The 22,438-nt window shown below is 40.2% G+C and carries 20 protein-coding genes, 1 pseudogene and 1 riboswitch; of the genes and pseudogenes, 12 read left to right on the forward strand and 9 right to left on the reverse strand.

Annotated features, from left to right (window positions below; translation table 11 throughout):
- The first annotated feature begins 223 nt into the window (after positions 1-223).
- From LCL91_RS12140 to menC, 6 genes are all read left to right on the forward strand, one after another.
- Complete coding sequence (locus LCL91_RS12140) at positions 224-1,627, forward strand: isochorismate synthase (protein WP_224882693.1); 1,404 nt, start codon at positions 224-226, stop codon at positions 1,625-1,627.
- Entirely contained in the window at positions 1,620-3,353 is a 1,734-nt protein-coding gene (menD, locus tag LCL91_RS12145; RefSeq protein ID WP_224882695.1) for a 2-succinyl-5-enolpyruvyl-6-hydroxy-3-cyclohexene-1-carboxylic-acid synthase, read from the forward strand. Before LCL91_RS12140 ends, menD begins: the two co-directional genes overlap by 8 nt.
- Complete coding sequence (gene menH, locus LCL91_RS12150; RefSeq protein ID WP_224882697.1) at positions 3,350-4,174, forward strand: 2-succinyl-6-hydroxy-2,4-cyclohexadiene-1-carboxylate synthase; 825 nt, start codon at positions 3,350-3,352, stop codon at positions 4,172-4,174. The genes menD and menH overlap by 4 nt, the downstream gene beginning before the upstream one ends.
- 31 nt (positions 4,175-4,205) lie before the next feature.
- On the forward strand, positions 4,206-5,021 hold the full coding sequence (menB, locus tag LCL91_RS12155) for a 1,4-dihydroxy-2-naphthoyl-CoA synthase (protein WP_224882699.1): 816 nt from the start codon (positions 4,206-4,208) through the stop codon (positions 5,019-5,021).
- A gap of 72 nt (positions 5,022-5,093) precedes the next feature.
- A complete protein-coding gene (locus LCL91_RS12160; RefSeq protein ID WP_224882702.1) occupies positions 5,094-6,554 on the forward strand; it encodes an o-succinylbenzoate--CoA ligase in 1,461 nt (486 codons plus the stop codon).
- The gene (menC, locus tag LCL91_RS12165) at positions 6,551-7,651 is read left to right on the forward strand and encodes an o-succinylbenzoate synthase (RefSeq protein ID WP_224882704.1); all 1,101 of its coding nucleotides are present in this window, start codon (positions 6,551-6,553) and stop codon (positions 7,649-7,651) included. The genes LCL91_RS12160 and menC overlap by 4 nt, the downstream gene beginning before the upstream one ends.
- Before the next feature lie 44 nt (positions 7,652-7,695).
- Here menC and LCL91_RS12170 read toward each other — a convergent pair whose 3' ends face one another.
- The 3 genes from LCL91_RS12170 to LCL91_RS12180 form a co-directional block, all read right to left on the reverse strand.
- A complete protein-coding gene (locus LCL91_RS12170; protein ID WP_098444630.1) occupies positions 7,696-7,992 on the reverse strand; it encodes a DUF3817 domain-containing protein in 297 nt (98 codons plus the stop codon).
- 906 nt (positions 7,993-8,898) lie between these two features.
- Entirely contained in the window at positions 8,899-9,087 is a 189-nt protein-coding gene (locus LCL91_RS12175; protein WP_098444629.1) for a hypothetical protein, read from the reverse strand.
- Positions 9,088-9,216: 129 nt separating this feature from the next.
- A complete protein-coding gene (locus LCL91_RS12180; protein WP_224882706.1) occupies positions 9,217-11,388 on the reverse strand; it encodes a UvrD-helicase domain-containing protein in 2,172 nt (723 codons plus the stop codon).
- Positions 11,389-11,527: 139 nt separating this feature from the next.
- On the opposite strand from LCL91_RS12180, the gene LCL91_RS12185 reads away from it, so the two are divergent.
- The 3 genes and pseudogenes from LCL91_RS12185 to LCL91_RS12195 form a co-directional block, all read left to right on the forward strand.
- Complete coding sequence (locus LCL91_RS12185) at positions 11,528-11,752, forward strand: hypothetical protein (RefSeq protein WP_224882708.1); 225 nt, start codon at positions 11,528-11,530, stop codon at positions 11,750-11,752.
- Between the two features lie 22 nt (positions 11,753-11,774).
- Complete coding sequence (locus LCL91_RS12190) at positions 11,775-12,113, forward strand: hypothetical protein (RefSeq protein ID WP_224882709.1); 339 nt, start codon at positions 11,775-11,777, stop codon at positions 12,111-12,113.
- A 177-nt stretch (positions 12,114-12,290) separates the two neighbouring features.
- Positions 12,291-12,362: pseudogene (locus LCL91_RS12195) on the forward strand (YjcZ family sporulation protein); the annotation flags it as partial.
- Between the two features lie 99 nt (positions 12,363-12,461).
- On the opposite strand, the gene LCL91_RS12200 reads toward LCL91_RS12195, so the two are convergent.
- The gene (locus LCL91_RS12200) at positions 12,462-13,622 is read right to left on the reverse strand and encodes an ABC transporter permease (RefSeq protein WP_224882710.1); all 1,161 of its coding nucleotides are present in this window, start codon (positions 13,620-13,622) and stop codon (positions 12,462-12,464) included.
- A gap of 217 nt (positions 13,623-13,839) precedes the next feature.
- Between LCL91_RS12200 and LCL91_RS12205 the strand changes: the two genes are divergently transcribed.
- Positions 13,840-14,367, forward strand: coding sequence for a hypothetical protein (locus LCL91_RS12205; RefSeq protein WP_224882711.1), 528 nt, complete (start codon positions 13,840-13,842; stop codon positions 14,365-14,367).
- A 144-nt stretch (positions 14,368-14,511) separates the two neighbouring features.
- Entirely contained in the window at positions 14,512-14,982 is a 471-nt protein-coding gene (ytkD, locus tag LCL91_RS12210) for an RNA deprotection pyrophosphohydrolase (protein WP_224882712.1), read from the forward strand.
- A 67-nt stretch (positions 14,983-15,049) separates the two neighbouring features.
- Here the strand turns inward: ytkD and LCL91_RS12215 are convergent, their stop codons facing one another.
- The 5 genes from LCL91_RS12215 to pckA form a co-directional block, all read right to left on the reverse strand.
- Positions 15,050-15,904: a cation diffusion facilitator family transporter gene (locus tag LCL91_RS12215; protein ID WP_224882713.1), complete on the reverse strand. Its 855-nt coding sequence runs from the start codon at positions 15,902-15,904 to the stop codon at positions 15,050-15,052.
- 179 nt (positions 15,905-16,083) lie between these two features.
- Entirely contained in the window at positions 16,084-16,884 is an 801-nt protein-coding gene (locus tag LCL91_RS12220; protein WP_224882715.1) for an ABC transporter permease, read from the reverse strand.
- Entirely contained in the window at positions 16,865-17,641 is a 777-nt protein-coding gene (locus LCL91_RS12225; RefSeq protein ID WP_224882716.1) for an ABC transporter ATP-binding protein, read from the reverse strand. The genes LCL91_RS12220 and LCL91_RS12225 overlap by 20 nt, the downstream gene beginning before the upstream one ends.
- 11 nt (positions 17,642-17,652) lie before the next feature.
- Complete coding sequence (locus tag LCL91_RS12230; protein ID WP_224882717.1) at positions 17,653-18,648, reverse strand: ABC transporter substrate-binding protein; 996 nt, start codon at positions 18,646-18,648, stop codon at positions 17,653-17,655.
- 231 nt (positions 18,649-18,879) lie between these two features.
- Entirely contained in the window at positions 18,880-20,463 is a 1,584-nt protein-coding gene (pckA, locus tag LCL91_RS12235; RefSeq protein ID WP_224882718.1) for a phosphoenolpyruvate carboxykinase (ATP), read from the reverse strand.
- 425 nt (positions 20,464-20,888) lie between these two features.
- Positions 20,889-20,998, forward strand: a riboswitch (SAM riboswitch).
- Between the two features lie 204 nt (positions 20,999-21,202).
- On the opposite strand from pckA, the gene metK reads away from it, so the two are divergent.
- The gene (gene metK, locus LCL91_RS12240; protein ID WP_224592960.1) at positions 21,203-22,399 is read left to right on the forward strand and encodes a methionine adenosyltransferase; all 1,197 of its coding nucleotides are present in this window, start codon (positions 21,203-21,205) and stop codon (positions 22,397-22,399) included.
- Positions 22,400-22,438: the final 39 nt, after the last annotated feature.

The following is a 22,438-nucleotide window of genomic DNA, read 5'->3' on the forward strand; positions in this document are numbered from 1 at the left end:
ACATTTATCAGTGTATGCTCATCAATTATTTTGCTAAGGGCATCTGCGGAGCATTAAAATGGTTTTTTTTGAGGAGATAGGGAATCTATACATAAGAAGGCGATAAAAACGGCAAAACAGCTTCGTTGACAGTCTTAGCTACACAGGTGTATCCTTTAAGTAACTGTGGCCGAGGCTAACTCGGTCTGCTTTTGCATGGACAGAAAGTTGGGGGGAGAAGACGGTGTCTACATTACAACATCAAGAATTATTTAGCCTGCTTCATCAAGGTGTTAGTAAGGCAGAAAAGCGGGGAACGTCTGTACTTGTTAGTCAGGTGCTATCAGTAGCTGCTGTCGATCCCCTCTCCTTTTATGCAGCGGGTTCGTCTACTTATAAAAATGATCGAACATTTTGGTCAGACCCAGAGAATGATACGACGATTGTAGGACTTGGACGGATGAACCAATTTCAAGCCAATTCCGATCGGTTTCGTACAATAGAAGAAGAGTGGCAGCGTTTTCTTGAAGGTGCCATTATAGAGGGGGCACCATCTCGTCCAGGAGTCGGACCTGTGCTCCTCGGTGGTTTTTCTTTTGACCCTTCTGCTCCAGAAAGCGGTGAATGGGGTTCATTTCCTGAAGGCGGTATGGTACTTCCGGAAATTATGCTAACTTCCGCTCTTGATCAGGCATGGTTAACAATTAATGCTGTCGTGAGTGTAGAAGATGATCCAGAGAAACTTTCCGAAGCACTTCTAAAGCAACATGCCAACCTCTTAAATAAAATAACGACTGTATATTCATCGGATGTTGAAGCTTTTTCTATAGAAGAAATAAACCCTGATCAATGGAAAGAAACAGTCAGAAGTGCAGCCGAAAATATACGAGAAGGGCAGTTGGATAAAGTTGTTCTTGCTAGAGAAATCAAGCTCAAATCTACTCAATCTTTCTCTTCTACACGAACGCTATCAAATTTAAAAGAACAGCAGAGCGATAGCTACGTATTTGCGTTCGAGTACGGGGGGGAATGTTTTCTTGGTGCCTCACCTGAACGGTTAGTGAAAAGGGAAGGGCAACAGGTTTATTCAACGTGTCTTGCTGGCTCGATTCAGCGAGGGATATCGGAAGAACAAGATGAAGCACTTGGACAAGAACTGCTTTATGATCAAAAAAATCGAATCGAGCACGATTTAGTTGTTCAGATGATTCGAACCGCTATGGAAGAAGAGTGTGAATTTGTGCAGGTACCGTCTACGCCTGAAATTTTAAAAACGCCGCATATTCAACATTTGTTTACACCTGTTGTAGCGAGAGCTAGCAAAAGAACAAGTCTTTTACGGATGGTTGAGCGATTACACCCTACCCCAGCACTCGGTGGATATCCTCAAGTAGAGGCGGTTAATGAGATTAAGCGTATCGAAAACTTGGATCGCGGCTGGTATGCTGGACCTGTTGGCTGGGTTGATTACCAGGGGAATGGAGAATTTGCGGTTGCGATTCGCTCAGGTTTGTTAAATGGCGATCAAGCAACGCTCTATGCAGGGTGCGGGATTGTAGGAGATTCAGATCCCGATAGTGAATACGAAGAAACCAAAATGAAGTTTAAACCGATGTTAACGGCGCTTGGGGGTAAAAAATATGACTGATCAAGAAATATTATCAAGATACGTTGGTTCGTTTGTAGATGAACTTGTACGATCAGGCGTAAACCATGCTGTGATTAGTCCAGGATCGCGGTCTACCCCACTTGCGATGATGATGGCCGAACATCCTTTAATGAAAGTCTGGATGCATATCGATGAGCGATCTGCTGGTTTTTTTGCGCTTGGCATGGCCAAGTCACATCATGAACCGGTAGTACTTCTGTGTTCATCAGGCACAGCAGGAGCGAATTACTATCCTGCAGTCATCGAAGCTGCTCAATCCAATGTTCCGTTGATTGTATTAACGGCCGATCGTCCTCATGAGCTTCGTGACAATGGTGCGCCACAGGCGATTGATCAAATTAAGCTATATGGAGACTATGCAAAGTGGTTTATGGAAATGGCGCTTCCATCTTCCTCCCTGACGCGATATATCAGAACAGCCGCTTCTAGAGCCGTTGCTGTTTCTTCGAGTGTACCAGCTGGACCTGTTCATCTTAATTTTCCGTTTAGAGATCCTTTAACACCGGATCTTTCATATCCAGGTCTTTTTTCTTACGGTAGAGATGGTCACGAGCCATGGGTACAGTCAATTGATTATGCACGGGTTTTAGACGATAAATCAGTAAAGTATTATGTAGATAAGTTGGCTAATAAAAAGGGAATTATCGTTGTAGGTCCACAGGAAAATGAAGAATTAGCCGAGCCGTTGTATGCTCTTGCGGAAGCACTAGGATATCCTGTTCTTGCTGATTCTCTGTCCATGTGTCGACATGTGAATTCTCCCAATTTAATTGAAGGATATGATGCTTTTCTAAGAGGTGAAGTGGATTCCTCTCTTTATCCTGAGGTGATTATTCGTTTTGGGGCGATGCCCGTATCAAAAGCTTATACGCTTTTTGTTAATAAAGTGGAAAGTCCTCTCCATCTCGTAATAGATGAGAATGGATGGAGAGACCCAACTCTTTCAAGCTCTGACATGCCAAATGTTTCACCAGTAGAGTTTGTAAAGAGCCTTCTCCCAGTTTTACAGGAGTTTAAACATCGGGAGAACAAGTGGCTAGAAACGTGGAAAGAGTTAAACGAGGTCACTGTTAACCTGCTTCGTGAGGATTTGGAGGTAGACGGACTCTTTGAAGGATATGTGTTTAGAGAATTGGGTCAATTAATGGATAAGGACGATCTTTTGTTTGTAGGCAATAGTATGCCGGTACGCGATTTGGAAAACTTTTTTTTACCTGAAGGAGCTCGACCGACCATAATGGGAAATCGCGGGGCGAACGGTATTGATGGGATTATTTCAACTGCTCTTGGTGCTAGTACTGATTATTCTTTCGGCGTTTTGGTTATCGGTGATCTCTCTTTTTATCATGATATGAACGGTCTCCTTCTAGCAAAGTTATATGAAATCAATTTAACCATTGTTGTTGTGAACAATGATGGAGGTGGAATTTTCTCCTTTTTACCGCAGCGTCAGGAGGAGAAGCATTTCGAGCAACTGTTTGGAACACCGCTTGGACTAGATTACGAGCATGCCGCAGCGCTCTACGGGGGAAGTTTTGAGCGCATAGGGAATTGGGAAGAGTTTAGCTTAGCTTTTGAGAAAAGCAAGAAGCATAAAGGGCTTAGCATTATTGAAGTCCCGACCAATCGTGATGAAAATCTTATGCTCCATCGGAAGTTATTCTCAAAGATTTCACACGAGACAGCGAAGGTTCTAAAATCATGATTTACACAATTGAAGGACAACCGTTTTACGTCAAAATAGAAGGTGAGGGGGAACCTCTTCTTTTATTACACGGTTTTACAGGGTCAAGCGCAAGTTGGATGCCGTTGATGAAAAAACTATCAAATTTCTATAAGGTAATCGCCATAGATTTAATCGGGCATGGCGCAAGTGGAAAACCAGATGATCCCGCGCTCTATACGATGGAAGCAATGGGAAGTTATTTAAAAAAGCTCTTACAGATTCTTCGAATTGATAGCATCCATTTACTTGGTTATTCAATGGGTGGTCGCTTTGCCTTATCGTTTACTGTACAATATCCTGATTGTGTTAAAACACTCATCCTCGAGAGTAGTTCACCAGGACTTATCACAAAAGAGGAAAGAGATGAACGAATACAAAATGATCATCGCCTTGCTAGACGGATTGAACAGGAAGGCATGGCATCTTTTGTAGATTTTTGGGAAAGCGTTCCTTTGTTCTCTACTCAGAAAAAACTTCCTTTACGCAAACAAGAGGAAATAAGAAAACAGCGTTTGAGCAATACTGAAAGAGGACTAGCTAATAGTCTTATTGGAATGGGGACAGGGGCACAGCGTTCCTATTGGGAAATGCTAGATGATTTGTCAATTCCAGTTCTTCTTTTAGTAGGTGAGCAGGATCAAAAGTTCGTTTCTATTGGAAAGAAGATGGAAAAATTACTCCCTCAAGCTGATTTTGTGCAAATAAATGACGCAGGGCATACAATTCATGTAGAACAACCTGAAATCTTTGTTAAAATGGTAGTAGCTTTTCTAAAAAAGCATGCAGATTCTAATCTGTAAATTTAGGTACATAGGAAAGGAGAATTTCTAAATGATTCAATGGAAGACTGAACGTGAATTTAAAGATATTCTTTATGAAACGTATGATGGGATTGCTAAGATTACAATTAACCGTCCAGAGGTGCGCAATGCATTTACACCAAGAACGGTTAATGAATTAATTACAGCTTTTTCATTTGCGAGAGATGATTCTAATATTGGGGTTATTGTTCTTGCAGGTGCTGGAGACAAAGCATTTTGTTCTGGTGGAGATCAAAGTGTTCGAGGGCATGGTGGATACGTCGGCGATGATGAAATCCCTCGTCTTAACGTATTAGACCTTCAACGTCTTATTCGCGTAATCCCTAAACCAGTTATTGCAATGGTATCTGGTTATGCGATTGGTGGAGGACATGTACTACACGTTGTATGTGATCTTACAATTGCTGCTGATAATGCAATCTTTGGACAAACAGGTCCTAAAGTAGGGAGCTTTGATGCTGGATACGGCGCTGGATACCTTGCTCGAATCGTAGGGCATAAGAAAGCCCGTGAGATCTGGTACCTTTGCCGCCAATATAACGCACAAGAAGCCCTTGATATGGGTCTAGTTAACACGGTTGTCCCTCTTGAGCAGCTTGAAGCTGAAACCGTTCAGTGGGCGCAGGAAATGCTTGAGAAGTCACCAACTGCTTTACGTTTCCTTAAAGCTTCACTTAATGCTGATACAGATGGTCTTGCAGGACTTCAACAAATGGGTGGAGATGCAACGCTTCTTTATTACACAACTGAAGAAGCGAAAGAAGGACGCGATTCGTTCAAAGAGAAACGCAAACCGGACTTTAAACAGTTCCCACGTTTTCCATAAATCGATTGCACGGAAACAGCTTGATGGATATCCATCAAGCTGTTTTTTCAAGCTAATGAAAGGATGGTAAAGATGGATACGATGCCAAATTGGTTACACAAACGCGCTTTCATGACGCCTGACCGAGTGGCGCTGATTGAAAAGAATAAGCAGTTAACTTACAAGCAATTACAAGAAGAGGCAGTTGAAATGGCGAATGCTCTAAAAGCAAAAGGCATTGCTAAAGGGAAGCATGTTGGTTTTTTTATGGAGAACGCAATAGAGTCAGCAGTCTGCTTGCATGCGCTCATGTATATTGGGGTTATTATTGTCCCGCTGAACCATCGATTGACAGGTCCTGAGTTAGCGTTCCAATTGCACGATGCTGAGCTTTCTTACATAATAACGGACCGATCTCTTGCGAATAAAGCTCGTGAAAGTTTACTAACTATCGACCTTTTTATTTGGGAGGATATTCGTCCAGAAGGATATTGTTTGGAGGGTCTACAAACCTCAATTGAGTTAAACCAACTTCATACGATCATGTACACGTCTGGTACGACAGGGAAACCAAAAGGCGTGATGCTAACATATGGAAACCATTGGTGGAGTGCAATTAGCTCGAGCCTTAATCTAGGTTTAGAAATGCAAGATCGCTGGTTATGTGCCGTACCGCTATTTCATATGAGTGGTCTTTCTATATTATTACGCAGTGTTATCTATGGGATTACCATGGTTATACAAAAACGATTCGATCCGCATGCCGTTAATCAATCGATTCAAAAAGAAAACATTACAATTGTATCGGTAGTAAGCGCTATGCTAAAGAAAATGCTTGATGAACTTGGAGACAATCAGTATCCCGCTACGTTACGCTGCATGCTGCTTGGCGGAGGCCCAGCTCCATATCCACTCCTAACGATTTGTGAAGAAAAGCAAATTCCTGTCGTCCAAACATTTGGAATGACCGAAACAGCATCGCAAATTGTGACGCTTTCACCTGAGTATATGCTTGATAAACAGGGTTCTGCTGGGAAAGCTCTTTTTCCTTCAGAAGTAAAGATTAGCCATAATCATAAAGAACTTTCACCACAAGAGCATGGCGAAATTCTTGTGAAAGGACCCACGGTGACGAAAGGATATTGGAAACGTGAAGGCGCGACAAGTGAGGCATTTGAAGATGGATGGCTTCATACGGGTGATATCGGTTATGTGGATGAAGATGGTTTTCTCTTTGTATTAGACCGAAGAAAAGACTTGATTCTTTCTGGGGGAGAAAATGTGTATCCAGCAGAAATTGAAGCCGCCATCCTTGAACATATAGATATAGAAGATGCAGGCGTAACAGGTGTCCAAGATCCGCATTGGGGAGAAGTACCGGCGGCTTTCGTGGTAAGTAAAAACCCAATGTTAACCGAGCATCAGTTACTCGATTATCTTTCAGATCGACTGGCTCGGTATAAATTGCCCAAGTCGATTACCTTTGTTGAGGCTCTTCCAAGGAATGGAGCCAATAAACTACAGCGGAATTTGTTAGCGAGTGAAGCAGAATGATCATCGAGTCGGTCACGCTCCATCATATTAAAATGAACCTTAAAACGCCTTTTGGTAATAGCCTTGAAACGGTGTCTGATCGCGATTTGATTATCGTAGAGGTGAATGATGCTGAAGGTAATAGCGGTTTGGGAGAAGGGGTGGCATTTACAACCCCATGGTACACTGAAGAAACGCTCCAAACGTCCTGGCATATGTTAAGGGATATCATGATCCCCCTAGTAAAAAAACGTTTGATTGCACACCCGTCTGAGGTTAACGGCATGTTGTCAGGAATTAGAAGAAACCCAATGGCAAAGTATGCAATAGAAGGGGCGATATGGGATTTATACGCCAAAAAAGAAGGCATTAGTTTATCAAAAGCATTAGGCGGAACTTTAAAGAAAATTAAAGCAGGCGTTGCGGTTGGTGCTGCTGATCAGGAGACGATGTTAGAAGAAATAAGCAATAGAATTTTGGAAGGGTATGAGCGGATTAAGGTAAAGATAAAGCCTTCTCAAGATGTCTCCATTCTAAAAGCAATAAGAGAACGCTATCCAAATTTATCTTTAATGGCAGATGCTAATTCCGCCTATACGCTTCGAGATATCGATCAATTGAAAGCGTTGGATGACTTTAATCTTCTGATGATTGAACAACCATTAGCGGCAGATGATATCGTTGACCATGCTAAACTTCAAAGGGAATTAAAGACACCGATTTGTTTGGATGAAAGTATTGCTTCTTTCGATGATGCGCGCCGAGCGCTAGATTTAAATAGCTGCCAGGTGATAAATATTAAGCCTGGTCGCGTAGGCGGGTTAACTGCTAGTAAAATGATACATGATTTATGCGATGAGCGCGGTGTCCCTGTCTGGTGCGGTGGTATGCTTGAATCAGGAATTGGAAGGGCGCATAACATAGCTCTTTCTAGCTTATCTAACTTTGTTTTCCCAGGAGATATTTCGGCTTCTACACGATATTGGGAGCGGGATATCATTCAACCTGAAGTGATCGTAGAGGAAGGATACATTACCGTGCCAGAAGGTAATGGTATTGGGTACGAGTTAAACCGAAAAGAACTATCACGGGTGACAGTCGTGAAAGAAGTTTATTGAGCGCATGCAAAAAGGCAGAACCTGTTAAAGGTCCTGCCTTTCATTTACGCTTCTGAATCTTTCACAATACGTGCATCAAAGATAAACGGGCCGAATGGAATGACGGAAGAGACAACGGCTAGCGTCGCCTTAATAAAAGACCAGCGTTTAACAATGGTGACGTAAAGGATGACGGCAAGATAGAGAACGAATAATCCGCCGTGTAAGGCTCCAACAATCGTGACGGCCATCGGAATGTCCATCAAGTATTTAAGAGGCATCGCAATTCCTAGTAGCAATAGAAACGAAATTCCTTCCGCATAGCCGACCCCTCTGAATAGTTTTAATGGTTGTTTCAACAAATGGAGTTCACTCCTTTAAATAAGCTATTGTGACCCATTTTAATTGATCAGAATCACACAATTTACAATCAGTATATCAATCCTCGTCCAAGAATAGAAGTCGAAGTTATCTCGATTTCTTGACAGTTTTAGTCACAAGTTTGAATAAAAGGCATCACGATTGTCAGAACATTTAGTACTAACGCAGTGTTTTCACTTCTTTTGGAAGGGATCATTGCTTATAGACGTCATTATCGAGTAGAATGAATGAGGATAAACTAAATCAACTCTGAAGGAGATTTATATGAATAATAATAAAAAAGCGATCTTTATATACATTCCAAAGTCCAAAGTTGATGAAGCCAAAAAAAACATGAAAAAGAATGATTAATAGATAACTTAAAAAGAAGTCGAGCCTCTTGTGGGCTCGACTTCTTTAAATTATATAAGTAATAGTAAAATTTCAATTGCTTTATGAATCTTAAAATGTAAGATTTTAAATAAATGAAATGATTGCTGCGATAACAGCTACTGCGCCAATGATCATAAGAATCGTACGTACCATTGCTATTCCTCCTTGATAAAGTCAATTTAGTTCATCCATAGCTTTATTAATTATGTTGTCTTCTAGAATAAAGCACTGACAACAAATGCAACGACTACAACAATACCGACAATAACTAGAACTTGTTTTAACATAATGACTTCCTCCTTCAATAGTAGCAATGTTCTTTGCTACTATTGGTATACCCTATTCACTTTTTATATCAAACCTTTTTTTATGAAGAATAGGTAAAAAAGACTAGTATTTAAAGGGAAGTGATGAAACATTAACTTAGTTATTAAGATCTCATCCACCTTCCTCTCTATACAAAAAAACGGTCTCCCAAAATAATTCACGGGAGGCCGTTTGATTTATTGTAACTATTATTGATGAAGGTTCACTTTCATACGCTCTTGTTGAAAGAATTCCTTTAACTCCGGGTTAAGGTACTCCGGCTCCTTGTCATTTAAGTTCAGTCTGATCAGCTTGCCTTCAAGGTAATCCATTATTCCGATAATCGTACCGTTGCCAAGCTGTTTCTGAAAAATGGTTTCATAACGAATGCTGCTCATCGGAGCCCTCCTGTTGCGCGTTTTTTTCTACTATAGCACGTTTGAAGGGGGAAATCCGTAAGTTAAACGTCTCTTAAATAATTTGTAATCAAAGCGCAACAATGCTTAATACGATGACATCATTACGACTTATTTAACGAACTTTTGTGATATAACCATCGGCTTTTCACAGAGAGGACATAACTTTTGCTCAGGTTGCTTATTCCCTTCAACCTTCATCCATCCTTTGCAGAATTCACTGCTACAAACCCAGGCTTTCACTGATTTTCCTTCTTGCTTTATTTTCTTTTTAAAAGCGTCTGTTAAAAAACGGGAGACTGGCGTTTGTTTTCCAAGGTGCTTTTCAGGTGAACAAATATAAAGCTCTTCTTTTGCCCGTGTAATCGCAACGTAACAAAGCCGACGTTCCTCTTCAAGGTCAGCGGTTGGGTTTTTTGTATATAACTCCTTCTGAGAAGCTTCTTTATCTTTCATAGAGTTAAGTGCTGAAACGTGTGGCAATATGGTTTCTGAAGCGCCAATCACGTAAACGACAGGGAACTCAAGTCCTTTTGCCTGATGAATGGATAACAGGGAGAGTCCATTCGCAGCGCTTGCCTTTTTTTTGTGCTCATTAAAGCGTTGGATGATGCGATCAACATAAGCTAGAAATTCAGGAATTGTTTCAAAGCGTGAGCTTGAGAACTCTAGCTCGTCCATCATTTCTTTAAGGGTCGTTTTGTGAACCGTTAAAGCTTCATCATTCGCACTATCAAGATGTTTCATATAATCGTCACGCAATAATTGGATTGCCTTTTGTGGTTGGTGACGCTTTGCTTCCTGAATGAGACGAATACGCCGATCAATCGACTTCTTTTGGAAATCACGAAGCGTTTTCCATGATTTTAAATGAACTAAAGGAAAATCAACAGGTTCAACAAAATTTTCCATCTCGATATGACGCATACCAGCTTCTTGATTAATAAATAAAGAGGGAAGAATAGCGGCCGTAGCGTCAAGGTTTTGATGTTCATATGCAAGACGAAGATGTTCCATCATGCCTTTGATAATGGATTGTTCATAAAAGACCTGTTTCATTCCTTGGGCATTAAAAGGGATATCCTGCTCAATCAATTGTTCGAAAAGAGCTCGAGCATTTGTATAAGTTCTTGTCAGAATGGCGATATCTTTCCAATCTCTTTTTTGCTCTCGAATATGACGAAGAACATATCCTGCTTCATCTTCTGTTGTTGCAGGTCTAAGATAGAAAGGTTGCTTTCCATCTTTGTTTGTTGCATTCATCGTCTTCGCCCTTCGATACGTATTATGTTTAATCACATGATTACCTAGCCCTACAATGGGAGGCGCTGATCGATAATTTGTGTCGAGCGTTACAACTGCCGCATCTGGATAAGTGCGATCGAACTCTAAAATAATCGAACTATTTGCTCCGTTAAAGGAATAGATTACCTGATCATCATCCCCGACGACAAACAGATTGTTTTGCGGGGCAGCAATTTGTTTTATCAACTCGTATTGAATTGGGTTTGTATCTTGAAATTCATCAACTAAGATGTACTGAAACCGATTTTGCATTTTTTGAAGAAGGGCTGGGTTTTGATTAAATTCTCGATACATAAACACAAGAATGTCATCAAAATCCATATAGTGATTAGCTGTTTTCCACTCTTCGTATTCTGTGTAAGCTTTTTTCAGTTCTTCTGTTTCTTTATGATCGGGAACATCACTCGGTTCCATCATCTTTACTTTGCACGATGAAATGGATGAAAGCATAATTTCTGGTAAAGAAGCTTCCGGACTTTTCATCTTTTTTAAAATGTTTTTCATAATAATTTGTTTGTGACGATCGCTATTCAATATTTTTTGATTATAGCCGAGACTTCTTAATAATTTCAGAAATATCGAGTGAAAGGTTCCCGCTGTTAATCTCCCTGAGTCTTGTGGAGAAACGCCTGGTAAGCGACTAATACGCTGTCGCATTTCTTCAGATGCTTTTCTAGTGAAAGTAATAAGTAGAATGCTAGAAGGGTCTTTCTCCTTAACTGTAATTAGAAACGCGGTTCGTGTTGTTAAGACGGATGTTTTCCCACTACCAGCTCCTGCAATTGTTAAAAGAGGACCTTCTGTATGTTTGACTGCTTTTGTTTGGGGTTCATTAAGGCAAATTCCTTTTTTTTCTAATGCATGAAAAAAAGCCTGTTCTGCTTCATCTTCCAATGGCCTAATAGACGAATGGGGTGTTAAAGGAGCAGAAAGGTCCAATTCAGTCACTGCTTGATGCGGTGTTGTTGTAAAATTCATGATCATCACCTGAGTTCTTATGGATTCATCCCCTCATTTTAACACAAATTTGAGCGTATTCGTTTCTAATGAAAAGATTAATCTTCATCTGAAACGGGTAAAGTGACAAACACGATAAGTTAAAGAGGAGGAAAGAGCAATGGAGAAATTTATTCAAGTTATCGTCGATCATGATAAGAAACAATTTCATGTTGAATCAGAAGCAACGAAGGAAAAAAATTATGATGAGCGCGTCGAGGAAGCGAAGAAGCAGGGACGCGACGTTGGATCTTTTCATTCAAGACTTGACACTGTTGAAAAAACAATTGATGCAGCTCAGCATGAGTATAAAGGATATAGCCACTCGGAAGTTAGTCCTGTTTAAATCTTCATGGAGGTGAGAAGCAATGGTACGTGAGACGTATTTTGTAACACCAAAAGGCGAGCTTCATGAAACGAATGTTGGTACTCAAATGAATGCATTTGAAATTAGAGCTACGAAAGAAGAAAAAATGAAACTCGAGCGAACGATTGAGAAATTGCGCTCACAGAAATATGTGCAGCAAAATGATTTCTTTTCATTAAACCATTATAATGAAGCAGAAGTAGACAGTCATCGAGACTGGACAGATGAAGCGATTTATGAGCTTTATGAAATGATTTATCGATTAGGAACAGATAAGACAAAAGTGCAAATTGATCAAATGGGTGTTTTATCTGCACTTAACCATAACACAAGAAATTAGGGGCATACGCCTCTTTTTTTGTTTATCCATAAACCATGCTATGGTGGCTTAGCCACAATGAAGAGTTATCAAGAATAAGATTGTTTTTCTATAAGAACTCCGCTCCTGCCCTTCCTAAATAGTCACTGCGACATACAGTATTAATGTAGTGAAAGAATTTTAATGAGGGGGATAAAGATGAGCGGAGGATATGGTAAAGGATTTGCGTTAATTGTTGTATTGTTTATCTTATTAATTATTGTAGGAGCAGGCGCTTTTGGCGGCGGCTATGGTCCGGGACCAGGCGTTGGCGGAGCTAATTACAATCCTTATTGTTGTTAATGAGAAAGAGGAACCGACTTATTTAAGTCAGTTCCTCTTTTTATCATTCGTCTCTTTTTTCATCGTAAGTACATAAGAAAATAGTAACCCTTCCAAAAAAACAATGAAAGCATCATGTAATTCAGGAAGCTGAATAAAACTATAGATGAAACACTGCAGGATCAATAAACCGAAAATCATCTTAACGATCGAATGACCTGTCAAGTTGTCTTGAAGAATGATGAGAAATGTATCTCGGTACTGTTCTTTTATTATTGCAGTAAGTTGTTGGTAAGTGACCCACAGAAAAAGAGGAACGAATAGAAATATGATAATCTCATTAGACAAATTGGAAAGAATGAGAGCTCCTAACACAAGTAACCTGAGGTACATCCAAACATATGAGCCTTTACGTAAAAAAGTTCGAACTGAAAGATAAAGACGTGGATCGTGAACATGAATTAATGAAAGAACAAATCCAAAGTATCTTCGCGCTCGTACTTGATTTTGTAATGAAGGAACGTCAACAAATAGGTTAGCAAATTGCTCAAAGCGGTTTTTTTGTGAAGCTTCAAGTTCGATCAATCTTTCCCACTGTAGCATTTTTTTCCTGCGTAATAGAAAAGGAAGAGTGGTAAGCGCAATCGAAACGAGTACGCCGATCCAAACATTTCCTTTTATCGTCAAGTAAAGAACCGCACTATTCATAACCAATAAATAAAAGCGAAACCATTTTATCTTTACTATGTAGGAACGGATAATAACAAAGAAAGATAGGAAATGAAGCATGAATAGTGTAATACATCCGACAATAAGGTCGTTTTCTTCAAAGCCTAATCGAATGAATACAGGAGTTGTCAGTAAACTAGTGAGTATAATGATAGGAAGGGAGCGAACGTATGAATATAAGAAGCTATATCGGATATACTTCTCCATTCGCCCTTCATATGCTAATAAAAAAACCCGATCAGCTGGCAAGAGAAAGAACTTTACTTTGAGTGAACTGATTACAATACTAATTGTTAAGATCGTCACAATTAGTGTTAGAAAATTTTCTGGAATCGCCCCCAGGAACTGTCGATAGTAGACAGCCCCGATGCCACCTGCAAGAAGTACTGCTATGAGAAATCCACCTTGAAAAATATAACTTAAATAGCTTAAGCGATGGCGTATATAATGGTCGAATCTTTTTTTCCATAGCTCTGTCAATGAAAGTTCTCCTATCCGAAGTGAATTCTAAAAAATCGAAACGTTCCGTTATCTTTATTCGTATTACTATTGTAATCAATTTTAATGAATTTGCATCGTTCTCCTAAAAATTATAGTAAAAAAGACTTAATTATCGACTAGTTTGTTTGACACTTGACTTCATGAGGAAAGTGATTAGTAACGATGAAATACTACAATAATTAAAAGGATGAGTAACTTGAAAAAATACATAAGTATAGCCATGTTGGTAGGTGCCCTTACATTCACTTCAGGCTGTGGTGCGGAAATATCAAAAGTTGCGGAAGAGCATTCACAAATAGTGATGTCTTCCATTGAAAACAAAGCTGAAGCAAAAACAATGGCAGTAGAAAAACCTAATGTTGAACAACTATCAACTGACCTTATTGACCGTATTGTTCAAGAAACCGATGCTAATTATAAAGTGAAACAGTTTCAGTCAATCGAGGAAGTTGAGCAGCATTTACAAAAGGTAGCGTCAAAAGAGCTCTCTTCTCAAATCGCTGATGTTTACTTTAATGAACGTGAAGGTGGTCTTTATCTTGTTCCTACAGAACTCTTTCCATGGGTAAATACAGATAAGCCGTATGAGTTAGATCAAATAAGTGAATTTGAATACAAGCTAACCCAATCAAACCAATCGGATCTTTATGGTAATTATACAATTGATATTGATTTTATTTACGAAAACAACAACTGGATTATTAAAAACTTTGAGATTAAATAAGACAAACGCACGGTTAAATGCCGTGCGTTTTATTATTGATTTCAGAAATGGAGAATCTTGTTTTTACTTTTTATATAGGGGGATTGGACAAGGACAGGCTACTCTTTTACAATAAAGTAAGAAACTAAAGGACGAGGTTATCAAATGAGCGAATTTATGTTTACAGATTACTATCATAATCAGGTGACATTTTCCTTCCAGGACCACCCGTACTCCTCAGATCCCAAGCATGTTTGGGTTATTTGTCGCCTCGAAAATCAATGGTTGTTAACGGAACATTCAAGAAGAGGCATTGAGTTCCCTGGTGGTAAGGTGGAAGAGGGTGAAAATGCGGAAGAAGCTGCTGTTCGTGAAGTTTACGAAGAAACAGGAGGCGTTGTCAAGCGTCTTAAGTACGTAGGTCAGTATCGGGTGGAAGGAAAAGGCGGTACAATCATTAAGAACGTCTATTATGCTGATATTGATCATCTTGTGAAAAAAGATGATTATATGGAAACGAAAGGCCCCGTCAAGCTAAAAACACTACCGAAAGACCTTCACTTAAATGAGCATTATAGTTTTATGATGAAGGATCAAGTCCTTACGTATAGTTTAAAGCAGCTTAATTTTTTGTAGCGAAGCATCTAACGATAGTAGCTAAAACAAAAAGTCCAGTTCAACGAACTGGACTTTTTGTTGTTAGTTAGATGGTTTCTTTCCCTGGCTCCACATGAATGATTGCATTCCGAATATCGTGCTCTTTCTCGAGCTGTGCTTCAATTTCATCTGTAATACTATGACCTTCTTTAATGTTTAAATAAGGTGCTACTTCTACGACAGCATCAACAATGATCTTATTTCCAGCCATTCTCGCTTTAATATCTACAAGCGTTTCAACGCCTTCAATCTCTTGAATCGTTGCTTCGATATCATTTAGTTTCTCTTTGTCAAAACCATCAGTAAGCATGAGAGAAGAATCCCTAAAAATATCGTAAGCGGTTTTACAGATGATAAGGCCGACGATAAATCCAGTTAAAGGATCTAACCAGTGCATGTTAAATTGTGCTCCAATAATTCCAACAAAGGCTCCAAGACTTACAAGTGCGTCTGATAAGTTATCTTTTGCTGCAGCCATTAGTCCATGACTGCCTGTTTTTTTAGCGAGCCTGGAATTAAAAAGATAGACACTCCCCATAACAAGCATCCCTAAAAGAGCGACCCATGCTGATGTTAATGGAGGAGATGAAACGGTTCCGTTGATTAAAACGGTCGCTGTATGGAAGAGGACTTGAATACCAATTGCAAACATTACGAAAGAGGCAAATAAGGAAGAGACCGTTTCTGCTCGAGAATGTCCATATGGATGATTAAGATCTGGTGGTTTGAGAGAAATCCTCATTCCAATTAAGACGGCAACTGATGCTACAATGTCCGATGCATTGTTCCAACCATCTGCTAACAGAGCCTCGGAACCTAACAGGTATCCAGCACCTAATTTTATGATTGAAAGTAGTAGGTATGCGGCAATGCTAAGCCATACGCCTTTCAGAGCATTCATTTTCTTCACCTGTCTTTTAAATTAGAAATATGTTCTTCTATATGCTAGCAGATGGCATTTGGGTGGGTCTATAGCAATCATTTTGCCAGCGGTAAGACGTGTAGGGGTCGATCACGTTTGTAACCTCTGGCTAACTAGTTTGCCCACTTACAACAAAAAAAGCCCCTCTGAAAGAGGAGCTAATGTTTGATTAATTTCCGCTCAAGCCATTCAACGCCAAGATACATAATGGACGAAAAAATCGCAATCATAAATAAGCTTAGTAAAACGAGTGTGAAATTAAATACTTGAAAACCATAAATGATCATGTAACCGAGCCCTTGTTTCGAAACAAGAAATTCTCCAACAATGACCCCTACCCAAGACAATCCTACATTTACTTTGAGTGTCGAGATGATAGCTGGAAAAGAAGCGGGTAGGATAACCTCACGAAATATCTGCTTCTTATTCCCACCAAATGAACGAATTACTTTAATATAATTTGGCTCTACCGTATGAAAAGCGTGATAGATCACAAGTGTTGTGATGATGATCGAAATAGATGCTCCCATTGTAATAATTGAAAGGTAGCCTGGTCCGAGTGCCACGATAATAATCGGGCCAAGCGCTACTTTGGGCATCGAATTTAATACGACCAGATAAGGATCGGAAATTTTTGACGCTTTTCGGGACCACCAAAGGACCGCAGCGAAAGCTGTGCCAAGTACTGTACCGATCATAAAACCTGCAACGGTTTCAAGTAGGGTTACGCTTGTATGCAGTAACAAAGAACCGTCATAAAGTTTTGTGAGAAAGAGCGAAGCGATCTTAGTAGGGTAACTAAATAATAAAGGATCAATCCAGGTAAGTCGCCCTGCAAGCTCCCATAGGGAGAGAAATGCTAAAAGAATAAAGATTTGCCAGGTTACGATCTCATACTTTTCTCTCTTCAACTTCTTTACATACTGCTGATGCTGTTTATCAAGTTGGAGATTGTTCAAGAGAATCAAGCTCCTTCCATATCATTTGGAAGTTTTCGGGAAAAACTGGATCGTTTCTAGCTTCAAAAGGCAGTAATGTTTGAAGTTGGGACGGAACTTGAAAAATCTTTGCGATTTTACCTGGTCGCGGTGATAAAAGAATGATCCGGTCTGACATCGCTATCGCTTCTCCGATATCATGCGTTACGAGTATCGCTGTTTTCTGATGTGCTTTTAACGTTTGGAAGACAAGATCTTCAAGCTTTAGTTTGGTTTGATAATCAAGAGCTGAGAAAGGTTCATCTAATAAGAGAAGATCAGGATCAGTTGCTAGCGTTCGAACGAGCGCAACTCGCTGTCTCATACCCCCTGAAAGCTGATCAGGATAGGCGTGACGAACGTCTGAAAGCCCCATACTGTCAAGTAATGCAAGTGTGATTTCTTTCTTCTCGGGAGTTAATTTGTTTAAGAGCTTTAACCCGATATAACAATTGTCTTCAATGGTCTTCCAGGGGAATAAATAGTCTTGTTGAAGCATATAGCCCATTCGCTCACCCGGTGATTGAATCATCTTGTTCTGAAGAGAGACGGTTCCTTCAGTTGGCTGTAAGAGCCCTGATATAATTGATAACAATGTGGATTTTCCACAACCACTTGGACCAAGCAGTGATACGAATTCACCTTCCGCAATAGAAAACGAAAGGTCAGATAGGGCTTCCTTTGCTGCACTTTCTGTTAAATAAACATGTGATATGGCATTTAGTTGAAGGAAAGACATTCTATTTCCTCCTATTGTTGTGCTTCTTCTGCATAGCTGTTATCCACTAGTTTGCTATAATCAACACGTTTTGGAAGTTCGCCAGCTTCATCCATAATATTTTGTAGGTTATCCCATTCTTCCTGATCAAGAGTAGGATTTGTAGCGAATGAATGTTGACTCTTATAACGATCAACGACCGTAGTAATCAGCTCCAGATCAGTGTCCTGAAAAAATGGCTCAATTGCTTTAGCGATTTCTTCAGAAGAGTGGGTATCTACCCATAATTGTGCTTCATAAAGTGCTGCTGTAAATCGTTCTGCTACATCCGCATTTTTAGTTAAATAACTGTCTTTTGCCATATAGCTTGTGTATGGAATCTTTCCTGATTCTTTACCGAACGAGGCTACGATATATCCGACACCTTGTTCTTCAAAAACACTTGCGGTCGGTTCGAAAAGTTGAACATAATCTCCAGTACCCGATGCAAACGCACTTGAGATATTTGCAAAATCAATATTTTGAATAAGGTTTAAATCATTTTGTGGATCAATGCCTTTTTGTTTCAGAACATATTCCCCTGCCATTTGTGGCATTCCACCTTTACGCTGACCAAGAAAAGTGCTTCCTTTCAAATCTTCCCATGCAAAATGATCGACTTTTTCTCTTGATACAAGAAATGTTCCATCTGTTTGCGTGAGCTGAGCAAAATTAATGACGGGATCATCTGTGCCTTGCGCATAAACATAAATAGATGTCTCAGAACCGACTAAGGCGATATCTGCTCCATTTGAAAGCAACGTGGTCATTGTTTTGTCGCCACCCCAAGTGGTGGTTAACTCGACATCAAGTCCATGCTTTTCAAATATACCTTCGGAGAGAGCCACATACTGTGGTGCATAGAAAATAGAGCGTGTTACCTCAGCTACGCGCACCTGGTCATTTCCATTATTCGTTCCACATGCTGAAAGAATAAGAAGAAAGACACCTATAAAAATACTGCTTTTAAATACCCAACTTTTTTTCATTAGTTAGCCCCCAGCATTATCACATGAGATAGGCTCATGTTTAAGATACTATAGCCTATGAATTTCGTAACATTTTGTGTTTGGCAGATAAAAAAGGATAATGCTATAGGGGGGTTCTTTTAGTTAGTTAGCGGTAAGAGCTTTTTAGCATTTGCTCATTTCGAGGCGGTTAGTCCAAAAAAAGCGTTGTTACAAAGCAAAAAGCACCATTTAGGTGCTTTTTGAAAGTTTTTAAACGTTAGGTCCAGCTTTTTTAATCTCTTCAGATACGTTTGAAAATTTATCAAAATTCTTAACAAATTGAGTAGCAAGTTCTTTTGCTTTTATGTCATAGTTTTCTTTGTTTTCCCATGTTTGTTTTGGTTGCAGCACATCTGCTGGTACGCCAGGACAGTGAGAAGGAATATGCAATCCGAAAATGGGATCTGTTATTGTTTCTATACGATCAAGCTCTCCGTTCAAAGCAGCTTGAATCATCGCTCTTGTGTAGGATAGCTTCATTCGCTTTCCAACACCATATCCGCCACCAGACCACCCTGTGTTCACAAGGAAAACTTGAACATCATGTTCCATGATTTTCTCACCAAGCATTTCGGCATAGCGGTGAGCAGGTAACGGTAAGAACGGTGCGCCGAAGCAAGTAGAGAAAGTAGCTTCGGGTGAAGTTACGCCTCTTTCGGTTCCGGCTAGTTTACTTGTATAGCCAGAAAGAAAATGGAACATCGCTTGTTCTTTCGTAAGCTTACTGATCGGCGGAAGGACTCCGAAGGCATCAGCGGTTAAGAAGATAATCGTATTAGGATGACCCGCTACGCTTGGAATAGCGATGTTAGGAATGGCATCGATTGGATATGCAGCTCGAGTATTTTCAGTTAAGCTCGTGTTATCGTAATCAGGCTTACGTGAATCGGTATCCATTATGACGTTCTCAAGAACTGTTCCAAAACGGATGGCATCCCAGATTTCAGGTTCTTTTTCTCTCGATAAGTTGATGCATTTAGCGTAGCAACCGCCTTCAATGTTAAAAACACCGTTCATGGACCAGCCATGTTCATCATCACCTATAAGCGAACGGTGTGCGTCAGCAGAAAGCGTCGTTTTACCTGTTCCAGATAAACCGAAAAATAGAGCAACATCGCCTTCTTTACCAACGTTTGCAGAGCAGTGCATGGAAAGAATATTGTTCTCAGGTAATAAGTAGTTCATGACGGTGAAAATTGATTTTTTGATTTCGCCAGCATATTCTGTACCGCCAATTAAAACGGTGCGCTTTTCAAAGGAAATAATGATGAACGTTTCGGAATTTGTCCCGTCAACGTCAGGATCAGCTTGAAAACCAGGAGCAGATATAACAGTAAATCCTGCTTCATGATCTTGTAGCTCTGACTCATTTGGACGTATAAAAAGTTGGTGGGCAAAAAGGTTATGCCAGGCATATTCGTTAATCACCTGGATGGGTAGCCTTGATGACTGGTCAGCACCAGCAAATCCTTTAAATACATAAAGATCCTTTTTCTCACCAAGATAGTTCAGCACTTTCGTGTAAAGGTTTTCAAAACTTTTTTCGGAAATTGGTTGATTTGTTTCCCAATTTACTTTGTTCTTTACGGAGTCTTCGTTTACAATAAACTTGTCCCCAGGAGAACGGCCGGTGTATTTTCCGGTTTCTACTCGAAGAGCGCCGGTTGAAGAGAGCGTGCCTTCATTTTTAAATAAGGAATGTTCAACCAGTTCAGAAACTGATAAATTTACATGTGGATTGTTCTTATTTAAGATAGCATCCAATAACGGTGAGGAGAAGGAAGCTGTTTTCATACGTTAAACCCATCCTTTATGAAAGATTTCGTTGACTGACTCGTTTAACTCAAAAATAGTATAACACATTTGCGCGATTATTCTATACTAATCTATGTATTTTTTGCTTAAAGAGTGAAAAAAGAGCGAATGACGATTTGGTTAGGTTTGAGGGGTCCCTTCTTTAATATAAGAAGTCTTTTTTTATGTGAAGCTAATGAATGAATAATTCCGTTCTTTCGAGTCAGGGTTCCGCTTTTCGTGATATTTCACTCCTTCATAGGAACACCAAAAGCGTGTTCCAGTTCAGGAGTTCCAATATCTCCGTTTCTAACCGCTCGTCTTCGCTTTTCGTGTCTAGCTGCAGCGCCCAGACTCTCGATCGCTTCCGCTTTTCTTCATTGACACATTCTTTCATCTGCGTTATTATATTTCGAGAATGGATACTCTTATCCCGAGCAGGCGGAGGGACAGGCCCGATGAAGCTCAGCAACCAACTCCTATACAACAGGATTAAGGTGCTAACCTGCAAGACAATAGTCTTGGAAGATAAGAGGCGAAAGGCATGAGATACCAGCTCCTTTTCCCTCTAACAAGAAGGAAAGGGCTTTTTTAATGTCGTTCTAGATGATGACACTATAAAAAAAGGTAAGACGATAAGATTCTGAATTCGTTCTCTCGTTTCGGCACAGGATAATAGGGAAATGAGTACCGTATCCATTACACTATAACTAGATAGAACCCTTAAGGAGGTACTTGAGTGAGTAATCGTCGTTTGTTTACTTCTGAATCAGTAACAGAGGGGCATCCTGATAAAATTTCAGATCAGATTTCAGATGCCATTCTGGATGATATTCTTGCGCATGACCCAAATGCGCGCGTTGCCTGTGAAACTACAGTAACAACTGGGCTTGTATTAGTTTCCGGTGAAATTACAACTTCGCACTATGTGGATATTCCAAAAGTCGTTCGTGAAACGATTCAAACAATCGGTTATACACGTGCAAAATACGGATTTGATGCTGAAACCTGTGCGGTGCTTTCATCTATTGATGAGCAGTCTGCCGATATAGCAGCAGGTGTAAACGTTGCTCTTGAAGCGCGTGAAGGCACGATGTCTGATGATGAAATTGATGCAATTGGTGCAGGTGACCAGGGACTTATGTTTGGTTACGCATGTAATGAAACAGCGGAATTAATGCCACTTCCGATTTCTCTTGCACATAAATTAGCACGTCGTTTAAGTGAAGTAAGAAAAGAAGAAATTCTTCCTTATCTTCGTCCTGATGGTAAAACACAAGTAACTGTGGAATACGATGAAGCTGGAAAGCCAGTTCGCGTCGATACAATTGTTGTGTCGACACAGCACCACCCTGAAATTTCACTTGAACAAATTCAGCGTAACATTAAGGAACACGTTGTGAAGCCAGTCGTTCCTGCTGAATTGATTGATGAAGAAACAAAGTATTTCATTAACCCGACAGGACGCTTTGTTATCGGTGGACCTCAGGGTGACGCAGGTTTAACAGGAAGAAAAATTATTGTGGATACTTACGGCGGTTATGCGCGTCACGGTGGCGGTGCATTCTCTGGTAAGGATGCAACGAAAGTAGACCGTTCTGCAGCATATGCAGCTCGCTACGTTGCGAAAAACCTTGTAGCAGCAGGCCTTGCCGATCGTTGTGAAGTTCAGCTTGCTTACGCAATTGGTGTTGCTCAGCCTGTATCGATTGCGATTGATACATTTGGCACTGGGAAAGTTTCAGAGGAACGACTTGTGGAGCTAGTAAGAGAAAACTTTGATCTTCGTCCTGCAGGCATTATTAAGATGCTTGATCTTCGTCGCCCTATTTATAAGCAAACGGCTGCGTATGGTCATTTTGGACGTACAGACATTGAGCTTCCTTGGGAGCAAACAGATCGTTCAGAATCCCTTAAACAGGGTGCCGGAATTTAATAAATGATGAAAAGAGGCCACTGGTCTCTTTTTTTTGTC

Source organism: Guptibacillus hwajinpoensis (assembly GCF_020171785.1).
Taxonomy (GTDB): Bacteria; Bacillota; Bacilli; order Bacillales; family Guptibacillaceae; genus Guptibacillus; species Guptibacillus sedimenti.